This is a genomic window from Pseudomonas sp. 910_23 (assembly GCF_052850795.1).
In genome coordinates, this window is the sequence record NZ_VXCZ01000001.1 from 158,196 (window position 1) to 173,455 (window position 15,260).

Annotated in this window: 14 protein-coding genes; 8 read left to right on the top strand and 6 right to left on the bottom strand. The window is 61.1% G+C overall.

Annotated elements, in window-relative coordinates; genetic code table 11:
* Positions 1-420: 420 nt before the first annotated feature.
* On the bottom strand, positions 421-3,267 hold the full coding sequence (gene rapA, locus FW800_RS00725) for an RNA polymerase-associated protein RapA (protein ID WP_032877330.1): 2,847 nt from the start codon (positions 3,265-3,267) through the stop codon (positions 421-423).
* A gap of 219 nt (positions 3,268-3,486) precedes the next feature.
* Here rapA and FW800_RS00730 point away from each other — a divergent pair, with 219 nt between their 5' ends.
* Entirely contained in the window at positions 3,487-3,828 is a 342-nt protein-coding gene (locus FW800_RS00730; protein WP_005785853.1) for a hypothetical protein, read from the top strand.
* Here FW800_RS00730 and FW800_RS00735 read toward each other — a convergent pair.
* The 3 genes from FW800_RS00735 to FW800_RS00745 form a co-directional block, all read right to left on the bottom strand.
* Positions 3,825-5,006 carry an aminotransferase class V-fold PLP-dependent enzyme gene (locus tag FW800_RS00735; RefSeq protein WP_446436768.1) on the bottom strand — a complete coding sequence of 394 codons (1,182 nt, stop codon included), beginning with the start codon at positions 5,004-5,006 and terminating at the stop codon, positions 3,825-3,827. The two genes, FW800_RS00730 and FW800_RS00735, sit on opposite strands and share 4 nt — an antisense overlap.
* Positions 5,003-5,473: a RidA family protein gene (locus tag FW800_RS00740; protein ID WP_005785856.1), complete on the bottom strand. Its 471-nt coding sequence runs from the start codon at positions 5,471-5,473 to the stop codon at positions 5,003-5,005. The genes FW800_RS00735 and FW800_RS00740 overlap by 4 nt, the downstream gene beginning before the upstream one ends.
* A 91-nt stretch (positions 5,474-5,564) precedes the next feature.
* Positions 5,565-6,437, bottom strand: a complete 873-nt coding sequence (locus tag FW800_RS00745; protein ID WP_446436769.1) for a LysR substrate-binding domain-containing protein — start codon at positions 6,435-6,437, stop codon at positions 5,565-5,567.
* A 133-nt stretch (positions 6,438-6,570) separates the two neighbouring features.
* On the opposite strand from FW800_RS00745, the gene FW800_RS00750 reads away from it, so the two are divergent.
* Together FW800_RS00750 and ccoM are read left to right on the top strand one after the other, a co-directional pair.
* On the top strand, positions 6,571-6,732 hold the full coding sequence (locus FW800_RS00750) for a hypothetical protein (RefSeq protein ID WP_005785860.1): 162 nt from the start codon (positions 6,571-6,573) through the stop codon (positions 6,730-6,732).
* Positions 6,733-6,875: 143 nt separating this feature from the next.
* Complete coding sequence (ccoM, locus tag FW800_RS00755) at positions 6,876-6,992, top strand: cytochrome c oxidase subunit CcoM (RefSeq protein ID WP_019817835.1); 117 nt, start codon at positions 6,876-6,878, stop codon at positions 6,990-6,992.
* A gap of 255 nt (positions 6,993-7,247) precedes the next feature.
* Here ccoM and FW800_RS00760 read toward each other — a convergent pair whose 3' ends face one another.
* Both FW800_RS00760 and FW800_RS00765 read right to left on the bottom strand, forming a co-directional pair.
* The gene (locus FW800_RS00760) at positions 7,248-8,723 is read right to left on the bottom strand and encodes an inorganic phosphate transporter (RefSeq protein ID WP_003189291.1); all 1,476 of its coding nucleotides are present in this window, start codon (positions 8,721-8,723) and stop codon (positions 7,248-7,250) included.
* A 333-nt stretch (positions 8,724-9,056) separates the two neighbouring features.
* A complete protein-coding gene (locus tag FW800_RS00765) occupies positions 9,057-9,257 on the bottom strand; it encodes a hypothetical protein (RefSeq protein ID WP_003189295.1) in 201 nt (66 codons plus the stop codon).
* Between the two features lie 565 nt (positions 9,258-9,822).
* On the opposite strand from FW800_RS00765, the gene pcaR reads away from it, so the two are divergent.
* The 5 genes from pcaR (at position 9,823) to pcaF (ending at position 15,257) form a co-directional block, all read left to right on the top strand.
* Positions 9,823-10,665: a pca regulon transcriptional regulator PcaR gene (gene pcaR, locus FW800_RS00770; RefSeq protein ID WP_005785864.1), complete on the top strand. Its 843-nt coding sequence runs from the start codon at positions 9,823-9,825 to the stop codon at positions 10,663-10,665.
* Positions 10,666-10,810: 145 nt separating this feature from the next.
* A complete protein-coding gene (locus tag FW800_RS00775; RefSeq protein ID WP_005785866.1) occupies positions 10,811-12,151 on the top strand; it encodes an MFS transporter in 1,341 nt (446 codons plus the stop codon).
* A 270-nt stretch (positions 12,152-12,421) separates the two neighbouring features.
* The gene (locus FW800_RS00780; RefSeq protein WP_005785868.1) at positions 12,422-13,279 is read left to right on the top strand and encodes a CoA transferase subunit A; all 858 of its coding nucleotides are present in this window, start codon (positions 12,422-12,424) and stop codon (positions 13,277-13,279) included.
* On the top strand, positions 13,279-14,058 hold the full coding sequence (locus tag FW800_RS00785; RefSeq protein WP_103733477.1) for a CoA-transferase subunit beta: 780 nt from the start codon (positions 13,279-13,281) through the stop codon (positions 14,056-14,058). Before FW800_RS00780 ends, FW800_RS00785 begins: the two co-directional genes overlap by 1 nt.
* Positions 14,055-15,257, top strand: coding sequence for a 3-oxoadipyl-CoA thiolase (gene pcaF / locus FW800_RS00790; protein WP_446436877.1), 1,203 nt, complete (start codon positions 14,055-14,057; stop codon positions 15,255-15,257). The genes FW800_RS00785 and pcaF overlap by 4 nt, the downstream gene beginning before the upstream one ends.
* Positions 15,258-15,260: the final 3 nt, after the last annotated feature.

Sequence of the window (15,260 nt, forward strand, 5' to 3'; positions counted from 1 at the left end):
TCCATTCCTGCGGTAACGGCTGCTATTGGTTCCGCTTTTACAGCGGGTCACTTTTGGAAAAGAGCCCCAAAAGTAACCAAAAAGGCTCTTGCCCCACCACTCGGCACCTCGCCTGGGCTCGGTGTGCCCGTAATCCGCCATGGATTTGGGGGGCCGCCGCCACGCGCCATCCATGGCGCGGGGCGGCTAAACCGGCATCCCTGCCGGTTTACCCCCCAAATCCCTGTCGAATTCCGGCCAGCGTGGTTTAACGGGGCGCCTAAGATCAAGATCAAATGCAGATCAAGAGCGGCTCGCTTTGCATCGTGGTTACCGTAGGGGCTGCGAACTGAAGTTGTGTAGATACCCATGCCCCGATGAGGCCCTGAAGGCAAATAAAAAAGGCCCGCATTGCGCGGGCCTTCTACTGACAGCGAATGATCAGCCCGCCACCAACACGCGAATCGCTTCCAGTCGCAGCGCCGCCTTGTCGAGCATGGCCAGGCCTTGCTCGCGTTGATTGCGCAAGGCAACCAGCTCGCTGTCACGCACGGTGGGGTTGACCGCTTGCAACGCGGTCAGGCGCGCCAGCTCTTCGTCGGTGTCTGCGGCCAGGCGGCGCTTGGCTTCGGCCACACGCTCGGCGTGACGCGGGGCGATCTTCTCTTCACCGGCGTTGATGCGCGGTGTGAGCTGATCGCGCTGGGCCTGCACGAACTTGTTGGCACTGGCTCGCGGTACGCTTTCCAGTTGGTCATTCAAGGTCACGAACGACACGCGGCCCGACAGGTCGTTGCCATTGGCATCCAGCAGGCAGCGCAGGGCGGCCGGTGGCAGGTAACGGCCCAGTTGCAGCGAGCGCGGGGCAACCACTTCGCTGACATAGAGCAGTTCCAGCAGCACAGTGCCCGGCTTGAGCGCCTTGTTCTTGATCAGCGCCACGGCGGTGTTGCCCATGGAACCGGACAGCACCAGGTCCATGCCGCCTTGCACCATCGGGTGTTCCCAGGTGATGAACTGCATGTCTTCACGCGACAGCGCCTGGTTACGGTCGTAGGTGATGGTTACACCTTCGTCGTCGCCCAGGGGGAAGCTGGCGTCGAGCATTTTTTCGCTGGGTTTCAAGATCAGCGCGTTTTCCGAATGGTCTTCGCTGTCGATACCGAAGGCGTCGAACAGGGTTTCCATATAGATCGGCAGGGCGAACTGGTCGTCTTGCTCAAGGATGTCCTCGACCAGCGCATCGCCTTCACCGGCGCCGCCGGAGTTGAGTTCCAGCAAGCGGTCACGACCGGTGTGCAGCTCTTGTTCCAGGCGCTCGCGCTCGGCACGGGCTTCGTCGATCAAGGCTTGCCACTCGCCGTCGTCGGCGGCTTCGAGCAATGGCAGCAGGCGCGGGCCGAACTGATGCTGCAAGGCGTTGCCGGTCGGGCAGGTGTTGAGGAAGGCGTTGAGCGCTTCGTGGTACCACTGGAACAGGCGCTGTTGCGGGCTGGTTTCCAGGTACGGTACGTGCAGTTCGATCACGTGTTTCTGGCCGATCCGGTCCAGACGGCCGATGCGCTGTTCCAGCAGGTCGGGGTGGGACGGCAGGTCGAAGAGCACCAGGTGGTGGGAGAATTGGAAGTTGCGGCCTTCACTGCCGATTTCCGAACAGATCAGCACTTGGGCGCCGAACTCTTCATCTGCAAAGTAGGCGGCGGCGCGGTCACGCTCGAGGATGTTCATGCCCTCGTGGAACACCGTGGCCGGGATGCCGGAGCGCACGCGCAAGGCGTCTTCCAGGTCCATGGCGGTTTCGGCGTGGGCGCAGATCACCAGGACCTTGGTGCGCTTGAGCATTTTCAGCTGATCGATCAGCCACTCGACACGCGGGTCGAAACGCCACCAGCGGTTTTCTTCCTCGATATCCGGCTGCGCCTGGAAACTGACTTCCGGGTACAGCTCGGCGTGTTCGCCCAACGGCAGTTCGAGGTACTCATCCGGGTTCGGCAGCGGGTAGGCGTGCAGCTTGCGCTCGGGGAAGCCTTGCACGGCAGCGCGGGTGTTGCGGAACAGCACGCGACCGGTGCCGTGGCGGTCGAGCAGTTCACGCACCAGGCGCGCACTGGCTTCGCTGTCGCCATCGTTGACGGCGCTGAGCAGGGCTTCGCCTTCGTTACCAAGGAAACCCTGGATGGTCTTGTGCGCGGCCGGAGACAGGCGGCCCTTGTCGAGCAGCTCCTGCACGGCTTCGGCCACCGGGCGATAGTTTTCGCTCTCGGCGCGGAAGGCTTGCAGGTCGTGGAAACGGTTCGGGTCCAGCAGGCGCAGGCGCGCAAAGTGGCTGTCCTGGCCCAGTTGTTCCGGGGTGGCGGTGAGCAACAGCACGCCTGGGATCACTTCAGCCAGTTGTTCGACCAGTGAGTATTCGGCGCTGGCCTTGTCTTCATGCCACACCAGGTGGTGCGCTTCGTCGACCACCAGCAAATCCCAGCCAGCGGCGAACAGCGCGTCCTGGGCTTTCTCGTCGTCCACCAGCCATTCCAGCGCAACGAGTGCAAGCTGGGTGTCTTCGAACGGGTTGGTGGCATCGCTTTCGATAAAGCGTTCTTCGTCGAACAGCGCGACCTGCAGGTTGAAACGGCGGCGCATTTCCACCAGCCACTGGTGCTGCAGGTTTTCCGGGACCAGGATCAGCACGCGGCTGGCGCGGCCCGAGAGCAGTTGGCGATGGATCACAAGGCCCGCTTCGATGGTCTTGCCCAGGCCCACTTCATCAGCCAGCAAGACCCGCGGCGCGATACGGTCAGCGACTTCACGGGCGATGTGCAGTTGGTGCGCAATAGGTTGTGCACGCACGCCACCCAGGCCCCACAACGAGGACTGCAACTGGCGGCTGGTGTGTTCCAGCGTGTGGTAGCGCAGCGAGAACCACGCCAGCGGGTCGATCTGCCCGGCGAACAGACGGTCGCTGGCCAGGCGGAACTGGATGAAGTTGGACAGTTGGGTTTCCGGCAGGGTGACCTGCTCGTTCTGCCCATTGAGGCCGTGGTAGACCAGCAGGCCGTCGACGTCGTCGACTTCCTGTACGGTCATTTTCCAGCCTTCGAAATGGGTGATGGTGTCACCCGGCGAAAACCTCACGCGAGTGAGGGGCGCATTCCGTAGCGCATACTGGCGGGTGTCGCCAGTGGCCGGATAGAGCACGGTCAACAAGCGCCCGTCCTGTGCCAGAACGGTGCCTAACCCCAGCTCTGCTTCGCTGTCACTAATCCAGCGTTGCCCCGGTTGATACTGCTGCGCCATGCTGCCTGACTCCCGCCGTGAAAAAGCCGACTATCTTAACGGAACAAGCCCTTGCGCCCAAGGACTCTGACAAAAACTACTCCGTTTGGCCGGCGGGCAGAGTGCTGAATCGACGGGTGGCGGGCACTTGCGAGTGTCGACTGAGTCACAGCTTGGCGAGCCTGCGCTCAAGTCGCCCTGCAACCCGCCGACAGCCTGTTGATCAGGAGAATAACTATCATGCTGCCACCCATGCTGCCCGTCAGTGTTGTGCCGGTCACGTCGCAACTCGATCCGGCACGCCAGAAGCCGGATATTCCGCCGGTGGTGCCCGTTCAACCGGGCTCCAGCGAGAGCACGATCGACCTGAAAAAAGGCGATGCCGAGCAATCGACCTTTCTGTTGCGCGAAGAGCAGCGTCGTCAGCAGGAGCAGCACAAGCGTCGGCGCGAAGCCGACGATGACGTCGAGCAGCATTTGCCTATCCCCGGCGACTTGCTCAATGCTGACAACACGGTGCCCGTGGCGCCGCTGATCGAAGACGCGCCGCGCCAGGGCTTGTGGGTGGACATCGAGGTTTAAGCGCTCAATTCATGCAGGGCCTTGATCAACAGTTCGATATCGTCATCGGTGTTGAGTGGGCTGACGGAGAGGCGCGCAATGCTGCGCAACCCACGTGCTTGCATATCCAGCGGCGTATAGGCCACGCCGTTGGCACCGATGTTGATGCGCTTTAACCCCAAGCGCCGCTTGAGTTCAAAACTCTCCCAGCCGGCCAGGTTGAAAGCGATCAAGCCCGAATGTTTACTGCCCAGGTCATGCAGGCTAATCCCAGGTATCTGATGCAGCGCTTCGCGGATTCGGGCGCTGGTCTGCGAGATCCTTTCCCACACCCGCTCGATCCCCAGTCGATTGATCTCTTGCAATGCATTGCCCAAGCCCGCCAGCAGGGCGACGGACACTTCGCTGGTTTCGAAGCGCCGGGCGTCGTTGCGCAGGTCGAAGCCGTCGGTGGTCCAGGGCGCCGAAAACACGTCGCGTTGGGCCGGGTTCAGTTGCCCAAGAAAATCCGGCCTGACATACAGCAGTGCAGTACCGCGCGGGCCGCGCAGGTGTTTGCGGCCGGCGGATTTGAGCACGTCACACTGCAACGCTTGCACATCCACCGGTAATTGGCCGACGGCTTGGCCTGCGTCGATAAAGTAGGGGATGGCGTGACGACGAGCCACTTCGCCGATGGCCTGGGCCGGGTTGATCAGGCCGCCGTTGGCCGGCAGCCAGGCAAGGTCGATCAGCTTCACGTGGGCGTCGAGCATCGCTTCCAGTGCTACCGGGCAAACCGCGCCGGTGGCATCACAGGGGATAACTTCCACGCGCGCGCCCGCTTGCACGGCCAACTCCATGCTCGCCAGGTTGCCGCCCCATTCATGGCGCCCCACCAGGATGCGGTCGCCCGGCCGCCAAGGCCCCAGGGCCTGGAACGCCATGCTCCAGGCCGTTGAGCCACTGCTGGCGAAGGCGATCGAGGAGGGCGGTGCATTGAGCAGTTGCCCGGCGGCGCGGCGGGCGTTTTCCACCAGCACGGCGCCCTGTTCGCCAGCTTCCATCGGGCCGTTGCGGGCTTCGTGTTGCAACTGTTCGATGATGGCGTCCAGCGTCGCCTGGCTGGGCAAGGACGCCCCGGCATGGTTGAAGTGCACAAGGCCCGACTGGCAACCGGGCGTGGCCTCCCGCAGTTGTTGGACGTCCAGCGGGCTCATGGCTGCAGCTCGAAAATGGCATCCACCTCCACGGCGACGCCAGCCGGCAAGCTGCTGACGCCTACGGCGGTGCGTACGTGCCGGCCTTTGTCGCCGAGGGCGTTGACCAGCAGGTTCGAGGCGCCATTGGCGACCACGCTCTGGCGTTGGAAATCAGCGTTGCTGGCGATGAAGACGCCCAGACGCAGGATGCGCACCACGCGCGACAGGTCATCGCCCAGCGCGTCGCTCAATTGCCCCAGCAGGCCCAGCGCCGCCAGTTCCGCCGCCTGGGCGCCTTCTTCATCGCTGAGGGAATCGCCCAGCCGGCCTATGTAGGCGGGTTTGCCATCGAGTATGGGAATTTGCCCGGAAATGAACAGCTGGTGTTGGCTGACGACATGGTTGATGTAATTGGCAGCCGGTTGACTGGGTGTGGGCAGTGTCAGGCCGAGTGTGTGTACGCGTTGGCGAATGGAATCGGTCATGCTGAAAACCTCTGGGTTCAGGAGGTTTGAGCATGTTGGCTGTTGCGATGGACGACAAACGGATAGATCTCAATCGACGTATCGAAAAAACTCACCCATCCGCACACAGGTGCTTCAACCACTGGCTGAAGCATTCGGCTGCTTCGCCGAGTGGGCCCTGGGGAGCGATCAGCCAATAGCCGATTTCGCTGTGATAGGGCGGCCAGTCAAAGGCCTCCACCAGGCTGCCGTCCAGGAGCCTGCGTTCGATCAGGCGATGGCGGCCCATGGCGATACCTTGGCCGGCCACGGTAGCCTCGACCACGATGTTGTAGTCATGCAGCATCACCCTGGGGTGGTGATCGAGGTTGACCTGGTAATGGGCGGCCCAATCCGTCCACTCGAAAGGACGGTGCGAGGTCGCCATCAGTAGGGGGGCTTTGGTTACCTGGCTGGCCTTGAACGCGGGGCTGCACACGGGTGACAAGGTTTCGGCCATCAGGCGCGTGGCCTGCACGTCGGGCCAATCGCCCTTGCCGTAACGGATGGCCAGGTCAACTTCGGCCGTGGCGACATTGGCCAGTTGAATCGCGGGCAGCAACTCCACCTGGATATGCGGGTAGCGCTGCAGAAACTCGGCCAGACGCGGTGCCAGCCATAGCGTGGCGAAAGACGCCAGTACGCCGATGCGCAACAGGCTGGTGCTGGGTACACCCCGTTGGCTGCGTGTCGCAGTAGCGATGGCGTCCAGGGCTGGGCGGATTTGGTCGTAGTAATGTTGCCCGGCCAAGGTCAGATCAATCGCACGGGTACGCCGGATAAACAGCGGCTTGCCCAAATGCTGTTCAAGCTTATGCACCTGGTGGCTCAGCGCACTTTGGGTCACCGACAATTCGCCCGCTGCCTTGATAAAGCTCAAGTGCCGCGCCACGGCCTCGAAGGCGCGCAGGGCCAACAGCGGTGGAAGGTCGTTGTGCAAGGCCACCGGATGGCGCCTCCTGCGTAAGAGGGAAAGTGCCGATTTTGGTCGATGACCTGCATTTTGTCGCCCGCTGATTTGCCGTCGGGCGGGGCAGGCCGCATTATTGGGCCATTCCCGCCACGACGTAAGCCAAGCCATGAGTGATGACGACAAGCTGATCGACCTGAATGCCGAACGCGCCAAGCGCGTGCACGACCTCAATGACAAACGCTTGAATGAAGTGCGCCAAGCCTTTGAACAAGCCATGCCCTTGGGCAAACCCAAGAAGAAGTCGAAGAACAAACCGAAAAAGCGTTGAAACCGCCTGCATCTGTTGATGCAGGTCAGTTATTACCCTTCTTTACGCCCCGTTGCGGGCGACATTGATCCTGGTCAATTTCCCACTGCGCCTTCTCCCTTAACTTAGCCCTATCGCAACAGGGCACGTGCAGGAGGCCGGTCATGTTTTTCGATAATGTGGTTTTTGCCGGAGTGCTGACTGTCAGCCTCATGGTGCTGTTTTTTGTAGGGTTTGGATTTTTTATCTGGAAAGACGCGAACAAGCGTAAAAAACCTTAAGTCTTTCCGGGTTACATGGGCACGCAAGGCATTTTGGGCGACTTCGGTCGCCCTTTTTTTTGACTGTCAATTGATGGCAGAAGGTGAAAAATGTGGGAGGCGTGCCTGCGATCGCGGTGGGTCAGCTCATATATTCATCAACTGTTACTGCGCAATCGCAGGCAAGCCAGCTCCCACAGGTGGACGGCGGTGCGCTTGGATATAAAAAAAGGTGCGACCCTCGCGGATCGCACCTTTTTTATGGGCGGCCGGCTATCAGTTGCCCAATGCCTTGGACGCCAGCCAGAACAACCCGGCCGACAGGCCGACGGTTGCTGGCAGGGTCAATACCCAGGCCATCAGGATGGTCTTGACGGTGCCGCCTTGCAGGCCGCTCTTGTTGGCAACCATGGTACCTGCCACACCGGAAGACAGCACGTGCGTGGTGGACACCGGCAGGGCGAAGATGTTGGCGAAGCCGATCATGGTCGCGGTGGTGATCTGCGCCGACATGCCCTGGGCATAGGTCATGCCCTGCTTGCCGATTTTCTCGCCAATGGTCAGTACCACGCGCTTCCAACCCACCATGGTGCCCAGACCCAGGGCCAGTGCAACCGCGAGGATCACCCAGAACGGGGCATACTCGGTGGTGGCTGTCAGGTCTTTGCGCAGCTTGTCGAGGTCGGATTTCTCACGGGAATCCAGCCCAGGCAGTTTGCCGACTTTCTTCGCGGTGTCGTCCAGGCAGAGCAGGTAGCGACGCACTTCGATGCGATGATCTGCGGTCAGCGAGTGGTAGTCCGAGACGCCCTTGAGGGTGCCCAGCAGCGCGTTGATCGTCGGCTCGGTCTGCTGCGGGTTGCAGCGGAATTTGCCCGGCAGATCATCCTTCACGCTTTTGCCCAGGGCCAGGAACTCGCCGAGGGTCTCGTGGTTGCGCTGGTAGAACTGGTTCAGGTGCAGGGTTGCGTCACGGGTACGCTCGATCTGGTAGGTGGTGCTGCCCAAGTCCAATACGAACTGCGCCGGCACGATACCGATCAGCACCAGCATGATCAGGCCGATGCCTTTCTGACCATCGTTGGAGCCGTGCACGAAGCTCACGGCCATGGCCGAGATCACCAGAACCAGGCGGTTCCAGAACGGCGGGTGCTTCTTGTCGTCGAGCTTGCGGCGCTGGTCCGGGGTCTTGTGCATCTTCGACAGCGGGCGCCACCACTTCAGGCCGATCAGCACCAGGGCTGCGACCAGGAAGCCGGCCATCGGCGAGAACACCAGGGACGCACCGATATCCACGGCCTTCTGCCAGTTCACACCGTCAGCCAGGGGGATGTCGTTGATCAGGGCGTTGGCCAGGCCGACACCGAGGATCGAGCCGATCAGGGTGTGGGAGCTGGAGGCGGGAATACCGAAGTACCAGGTGCCCAGGTTCCAGGTGATCGCCGCCGCCAATAACGAGAAGACCATCGCCAGGCCATGGCCGGTGTTCACATTGATCAGCAACTCCACCGGCAGCAAATGCACGATGGCGTAGGCGACACCGACACCACCGAGCAACACGCCGAGGAAATTGAAGACCCCGGAGAAGAACACGGCCAGGTGTGGCGGCATGGCTTTGGTATAGATGACTGTGGCCACCGCGTTAGCGGTGTCATGAAAGCCATTGATGAACTCGAAGGCGAGGACAAAGGCCAGGGCGAGCAGCAGGCTCACTAGAACCCAAGCATCCAGTCCGCTGAATAAATCGATCATGAAGGTTTTCTGACCCGGTCGTAAGGGGGCGCGATTATGCCAGAAAACATCGGTAATCGATGCATTAGCTGCTCATCGGTAACAATCTTCGTCGCACAAGCCCGGGCAAAACGGACGCATCCCAGGGTTTTCGGGGCTTTGGCAAGTCTTTGATTTATAAAGTGCAGGCCGCAAAAGGCCGGCATTTGTCATGAAAACGTCATGCCTGAAACATTTGTATGAAATTTCGTGCGCGGCTGTAAGCGACTGACCAACGGGCGCTGACGCAAGGGGCTCCCTGCCGGTGGTGGACCGGCAGAGACAGCAGGGCCCTGCCTACTCGCACCGAAGCGCTTATGGCTCTTCGGTTTTGAGTTCCTGTTCGATCTTCTGGATTTCCTGGGCAAATGCCTGATCCAGCAGGCTGGCGCGTTTGCGCCATGGCTTGCGTTCCGGCTCAGGTTGCGCGGCGTAGGTGGTGACTTCTCCGCCGTAGACGTCCTTGTAACGTTGCTCCTGGCGCTCAAGTTCGGCGCGCAGTTCATCTTTCGTCACAGTATTACCTAATTGTGTGAAGTTTATTGATTGCGCAGTGTCGCGCTTCAACAGTCGTCCTCGGGCGATTCCAAATAAAACAGTAGAAAACCGTTCAAGTTGAAAAGCAGGCCTGAGGGCAGTTCTTTGAAGCGGTTACTTGTGGCCGGCGCGGCTTACGTCCTCCAGCGCCTGGCGAGCTCCCATCCCGATAGTGATACCGGGCCGACCTCTGCACAGGTTGCATTATAGCGGCGCATTTGAATAACACTATCATCATAAAGTTAAAAAGCGTCAACGGTGCAGGGGAGGGTGTTATGGGTGGGCATCACTATTTGTGAACAGCGTCATCATATTGTCGCCACCTGTTCTAAATAAAAGCGTAAATCTGCGCACTTCCCAGGTCATCAGGCAAATCTGAAACTTGGCCGCGGCGGCGGCTGCCCTGGCCTGACAAATTGCGATAATCGCATGATCGTCCGATAATCGCCCAATGTTGCTGGCGCTGGCTTGTGCATCGCGATCGGCACGGCTTGTAATAGCGGCCAACCCTCCCGTGGTAAGAACAAGAGACAGGACCCTGGAAATGAACGATCAATTGCGCAACTCCTTCGCATCAGTGGCGCCGCCGATCGTGGCTTCACCGGCCAAGCGCATCCAGGCGTTCACCGGTGATCCGGACTTCATGACGTCCCTGGCCCGTGGCCTGGCCGTGGTGCAAGCGTTCCAGGAGCGCAAGCGTCACCTGACCATCGCCCAGATCAGCCACCGCACGGAAATCCCCCGCGCCGCTGTGCGCCGTTGCCTGCATACCTTGATCAAACTCGGCTACGCCACCACGGATGGGCGTACCTACTCGCTATTGCCTAAAGTGCTGACGCTCGGTCATGCCTATTTGTCGTCCACACCGTTGGCCGTCTCGGCCCAGCCTTATCTGGACCGCATGAGCGAGCAGCTCCATGAAGCCTGCAACATGGCCACCCTTGAAGGCGACGATATTCTCTACATCGCACGTTCGGCCACGACTCAGCGTCTGATTTCCGTGGACCTTTCAGTCGGCGGTCGGCTGCCGGCCTATTGCACGTCCATGGGGCGCATCCTCCTGGCGGCCCTGGATGATGCCTCGCTGCAGGATTACCTCGACCACGCAGACCTGCAAACCAAGACCAGCCGCACGCTCACGACTCCCGAAGCCTTGTTCGAATGCTTGCAACAGGTACGTCAGCAAGGCTGGTGCATCGTCGATCAGGAATTGGAGCAGGGCCTGCGTTCCATCGCGGTGCCGGTGTATGACGCATCCGGCCAGGTGTTGGCCGCACTGAACGTCAGCACCCATGCCGGGCGCGTCAGCCGCAGCGAGCTGGAACAGCGTTTTCTGCCGAGTATGCTCACCGCCAGCCGTGAGTTGAGCGCGCAACTGTTTGCCTAAGCTGTTCGGTGACCGCACAGATCCCGGTCGGCTCGATTGACGGTGTTTCCCCTGGCTTATTAATGTGCGGCAGCGCTTCAAAGCGCCGCCTAACAATAATGATGACCTGAGGTCATCGGCCCGCCATCGGTGTGGAATAAAAATAATGAATCAGCCTTCTGTCGGTACCACCCTGGACGTGCAGTCCTTCATCAACACCCAGCCATTGTCACGCTACCAGTGGCGCGTGGTGATCCTGTGTTTCCTGATTGTCTTTCTTGACGGCCTCGATACGGCGGCGATGGGTTTTATTGCGCCGGCCCTGTCCCAGGACTGGGGCATCGACCGCGCCAGCCTTGGCCCGGTGATGAGCGCCGCGTTGATCGGCATGGTGTTCGGCGCACTCGGGTCCGGCCCGCTGGCCGACCGCTTTGGTCGCAAAGTCGTGTTGGTCGGTGCGGTACTGGTATTTGGCGCGTTCAGCCTGGCCTCGGCCTACAGCACTAATGTCGACCAGTTGCTGGTGCTGCGCTTTCTGACCGGGCTGGGTCTGGGCGCGGGTATGCCCAATGCCACGACCTTGCTCTCCGAATACACCCCCGAGCGTCATAAGTCGTTGTTGGTCACCAGCATGTTCTGCGGTTTCAACCTGGGCATGGCCGGTGGTGGGTTTATCTCGGCCAAGTTGATCCCGGCGTTTGGCTGGCACAGCTTGTTGCTGATCGGCGGCATCCTGCCATTGATCCTGGCGGGGGTGCTGTTGGTGTGGCTGCCGGAGTCGGCGCGTTACCTGGTAGTGCGTAATCGCGGTACCGACAAGGTACGCAAGGCCCTGGCACCCATTGAGCCCAATATCGTGGCCCAGGCCGGCAGCTTCAGCGTGCCGGAGCAAACAACCGTCAAGGCTCGCAACGTGTTCGCGGTGATTTTCTCGGGCACCTACAGCACCGGCACCTTGCTGCTGTGGCTCACTTACTTCATGGGCCTGGTGATTGTTTACCTGCTGACCAGTTGGCTGCCCACCTTGATGCGCGACAGTGGCGCCAGCATGGAGCAGGCGGCATTTATCGGCGCGTTGTTCCAGTTTGGCGGGGTGTTGAGCGCAGTGGGCGTGGGCTGGGCAATGGATCGGTTCAACCCGCACAAAGTGATCGGGACTTTCTACCTGCTGGCCGGGGTGTTTGCCTACGCGGTAGGGCAAAGCCTTGGCAATATCACTTTATTGGCAACGTTAGTGCTGATCGCCGGGATGTGCGTCAACGGTGCGCAGTCAGCGATGCCGTCCCTGGCCGCACGTTTCTACCCCACCCAGGGGCGTGCCACCGGTGTGTCGTGGATGCTTGGCATTGGCCGCTTCGGCGCGATCCTGGGTGCGTGGATGGGGGCCACCTTGCTGGGCCTGGGCTGGAATTTCGAGCAGGTGCTCACGGCACTGGTGATTCCGGCGGCACTCGCCACTGCAGCCGTGTTGATCAAGGGCATGGTCAGCCATGCCGACGCCACTTAAGCCTTGATGGGACTCAAATGTGGGAGGGGGCTTGCTCCCGATTGCGGGGTGTCAGTCAAAAAATTTGTTGGCTGATCCACCGCTATCGGGAGCAAGCCCCCTCCCACATTTGAATTGCGTTCGCTTAGACGATTAGCTAGACAACAATCCGTTCGATAATCGAACGCTGAGTCGATTATCGGATTGTTCGGCCCATTTCCCCGGCTTAATCTTCAAGCACTTCGGCGCCACCTCAGCGCCTTTTTCGATCAACACCGGGAGCCCAACCCCATGGCTGAAATCCTCACCCTGCGTGATGCGGTCAAGCGCTTTGTGAACGACGGCGATACCGTCGCTCTCGAAGGTTTTACCCACCTGATCCCAACGGCCGCAGGTCATGAAATCATTCGTCAGGGTAAGAAAGACCTGACGCTGGTGCGTATGACGCCCGACCTGATCTACGACCAATTGATCGGTGCCGGCTGCGCGCGCAAGTTGATTTTTTCCTGGGGCGGCAACCCGGGCGTGGGCTCCCTGCATCGGTTGCGCGACGCGGTGGAGAAGCAATGGCCGCAACCGCTGGAGATCGAAGAACACAGCCACGCCGACCTGGCCAATGCCTACGTCGCCGGTGCCTCGGGCCTGCCGTTCGCGGTGCTGCGTGCCTACGCTGGTTCCGACTTGCCCAAGGTCAACCCGCTGATCAAGACCGTCACGTGCCCATTCACCGGCGAAGTGCTGGCGGCGGTGCCGTCGGTACGTCCGGATGTCACCGTGATTCACGCGCAGAAAGCCGATCGCAAGGGCAACGTGTTGCTCTGGGGCATTCTCGGGGTACAGAAGGAAGCGGCCCTTGCGGCTCAGCGTTGCATTGTCACCGTGGAAGAAATCGTCGATGACCTCAATGCGCCGATGAACAGTTGCGTGTTGCCGACCTGGGCACTGACCGCGGTGTGCCATGTGCCGGGTGGTGCACATCCCTCCTACGCTCACGGCTACAACGAGCGGGATAACCGCTTCTACCAGGCGTGGGACCCGATTGCTCGCGACCGTGGGACCTTTACCGCCTGGATTGATGAATTCATCCACGGCACTGCTGATTTCAGCGAGTTCCAGGCCAAGCTGGCCACCGCGCAGGAGGCCAAGTAATGACCTACTCCACCAATGAAATGATGACCGTCGCCGCTGCACGCCGCTTGAAGAACGGTTCAGTGTGCTTCGTCGGTATCGGCCTGCCGTCCAAGGCCGCCAACCTGGCGCGGCTGACGTCCTCACCCGATGTAGTGCTGATCTACGAGTCCGGCCCGATTGGCGCCAAGCCCAGCGTGTTGCCGCTGTCAATCGGCGATGGCGAGTTGGCCGAGACCGCCGACACTGTGGTGCCCACCGGTGAGATCTTTCGCTATTGGCTGCAGGGCGGGCGCATTGACGTGGGCTTTCTCGGTGCGGCTCAGGTCGACCGTTTCGGCAATATCAACACCACCGTGGTCGGTGATTATCACCAGCCCAAAGTGCGTTTGCCGGGTGCCGGTGGGGCGCCGGAGATTGCCGGTTCCGCCAAGAGCGTGCTGATCATCCTTAAACAGTCGTCCCGTTCGTTTGTCGACAAACTGGACTTCATCACCTCCGTCGGTCACGGCGAAGGTGGCGACTCACGCAAGCGTCTTGGCCTGCCCGGTGCCGGCCCCGTCGGCATCATTACCGACCTGTGCATCATGGAACCGGAGGAGGGCAGCCATGAGTTCGTGGTCACCGCGCTACACCCCGGCGTGACCCGCGAGCAAGTGGTCGCTGCCACCGGCTGGGCGATTCGCTTTGCCGAGCAGGTCAGCACCACGGCAGAACCGACCGAGACAGAACTGACCGCGCTGCGCGAGCTTGAAGCCCGCACCGCCGCCGCCCATGGCCAAGCACCGGGAGAAGCCTGATGCGCGAGGTATTTATCTGTGATGCCATTCGCACACCTATCGGTCGTTTCGGCGGTGGGCTGTCCACGGTGCGTGCCGATGACCTGGCGGCGCTGCCGATCAAGGCCCTGATCGAGCGCAACCCGTCGGTGGACTGGGATGCGGTGGACGAAGTCTTTTTGGGCTGTGCCAACCAGGCCGGCGAAGACAACCGTAACGTGGCGCGCATGGCACTGTTGCTGGCGGGACTGCCGGACAGCATTCCGGGCGTGACCCTCAACCGTCTGTGCGCCTCGGGCATGGATGCCATCGGCACGGCCTTTCGCGCTATTGCCAGTGGCGAAATGGAGCTGGCGATTGCTGGCGGTGTCGAGTCGATGTCCCGTGCTCCGTTCGTGATGGGCAAGGCCGATGCTGCGTTTTCGCGCAGCATGAAGCTGGAAGACACCACCATCGGCTGGCGTTTCATCAATCCGTTGATGAAGGCCCAGTACGGCGTGGATGCCATGCCGCAGACCGCCGATAACGTCGCCGACGACTACCAGGTTTCCCGCGCCGACCAGGATGCTTTCGCCTTGCGCAGCCAGCAGCGGACCGCCGCTGCGCAAGCCGCCGGTTTCTTCGCCGAGGAAATCGTGCCGGTACGGGTCGCCCATAAAAAAGGCGAAACCCTGGTGGAACACGATGAGCACCCGCGGGACACCAGCCTGCAAGCCCTGGCCAAACTCAAGCCGGTCAACGGCCCGAACAAGACCGTCACCGCCGGCAACGCTTCGGGGGTCAATGACGGTGCTGCTGCGCTGATTCTGGCATCCGCCGATGCCGTCAAGAAGCACGGCCTCACAGCCCGCGCCCGGGTGTTGGGCATGGCCAGTGCCGGTGTCGCACCGCGCGTAATGGGCATCGGCCCGGTGCCGGCGGTGCGCAAGCTGGTGGAACGCCTGGGGTTGGCGGTCACCGACTTCGACGTGATCGAGCTTAACGAAGCCTTCGCCAGCCAGGGTCTGGCGGTGCTGCGCGAGCTGGGTATTGCCGACGATGCACCTCAGGTCAACCCGAACGGCGGTGCCATTGCGCTGGGTCATCCCCTGGGCATGAGCGGTGCACGGCTGGTGTTGACGGCCCTGCACCAATTGGAAAAAACCGGCGGCAGCAAAGGCCTGGCGACCATGTGCGTGGGCGTCGGCCAAGGCCTGGCCCTGGCGATTGAACGCGTCTAATAA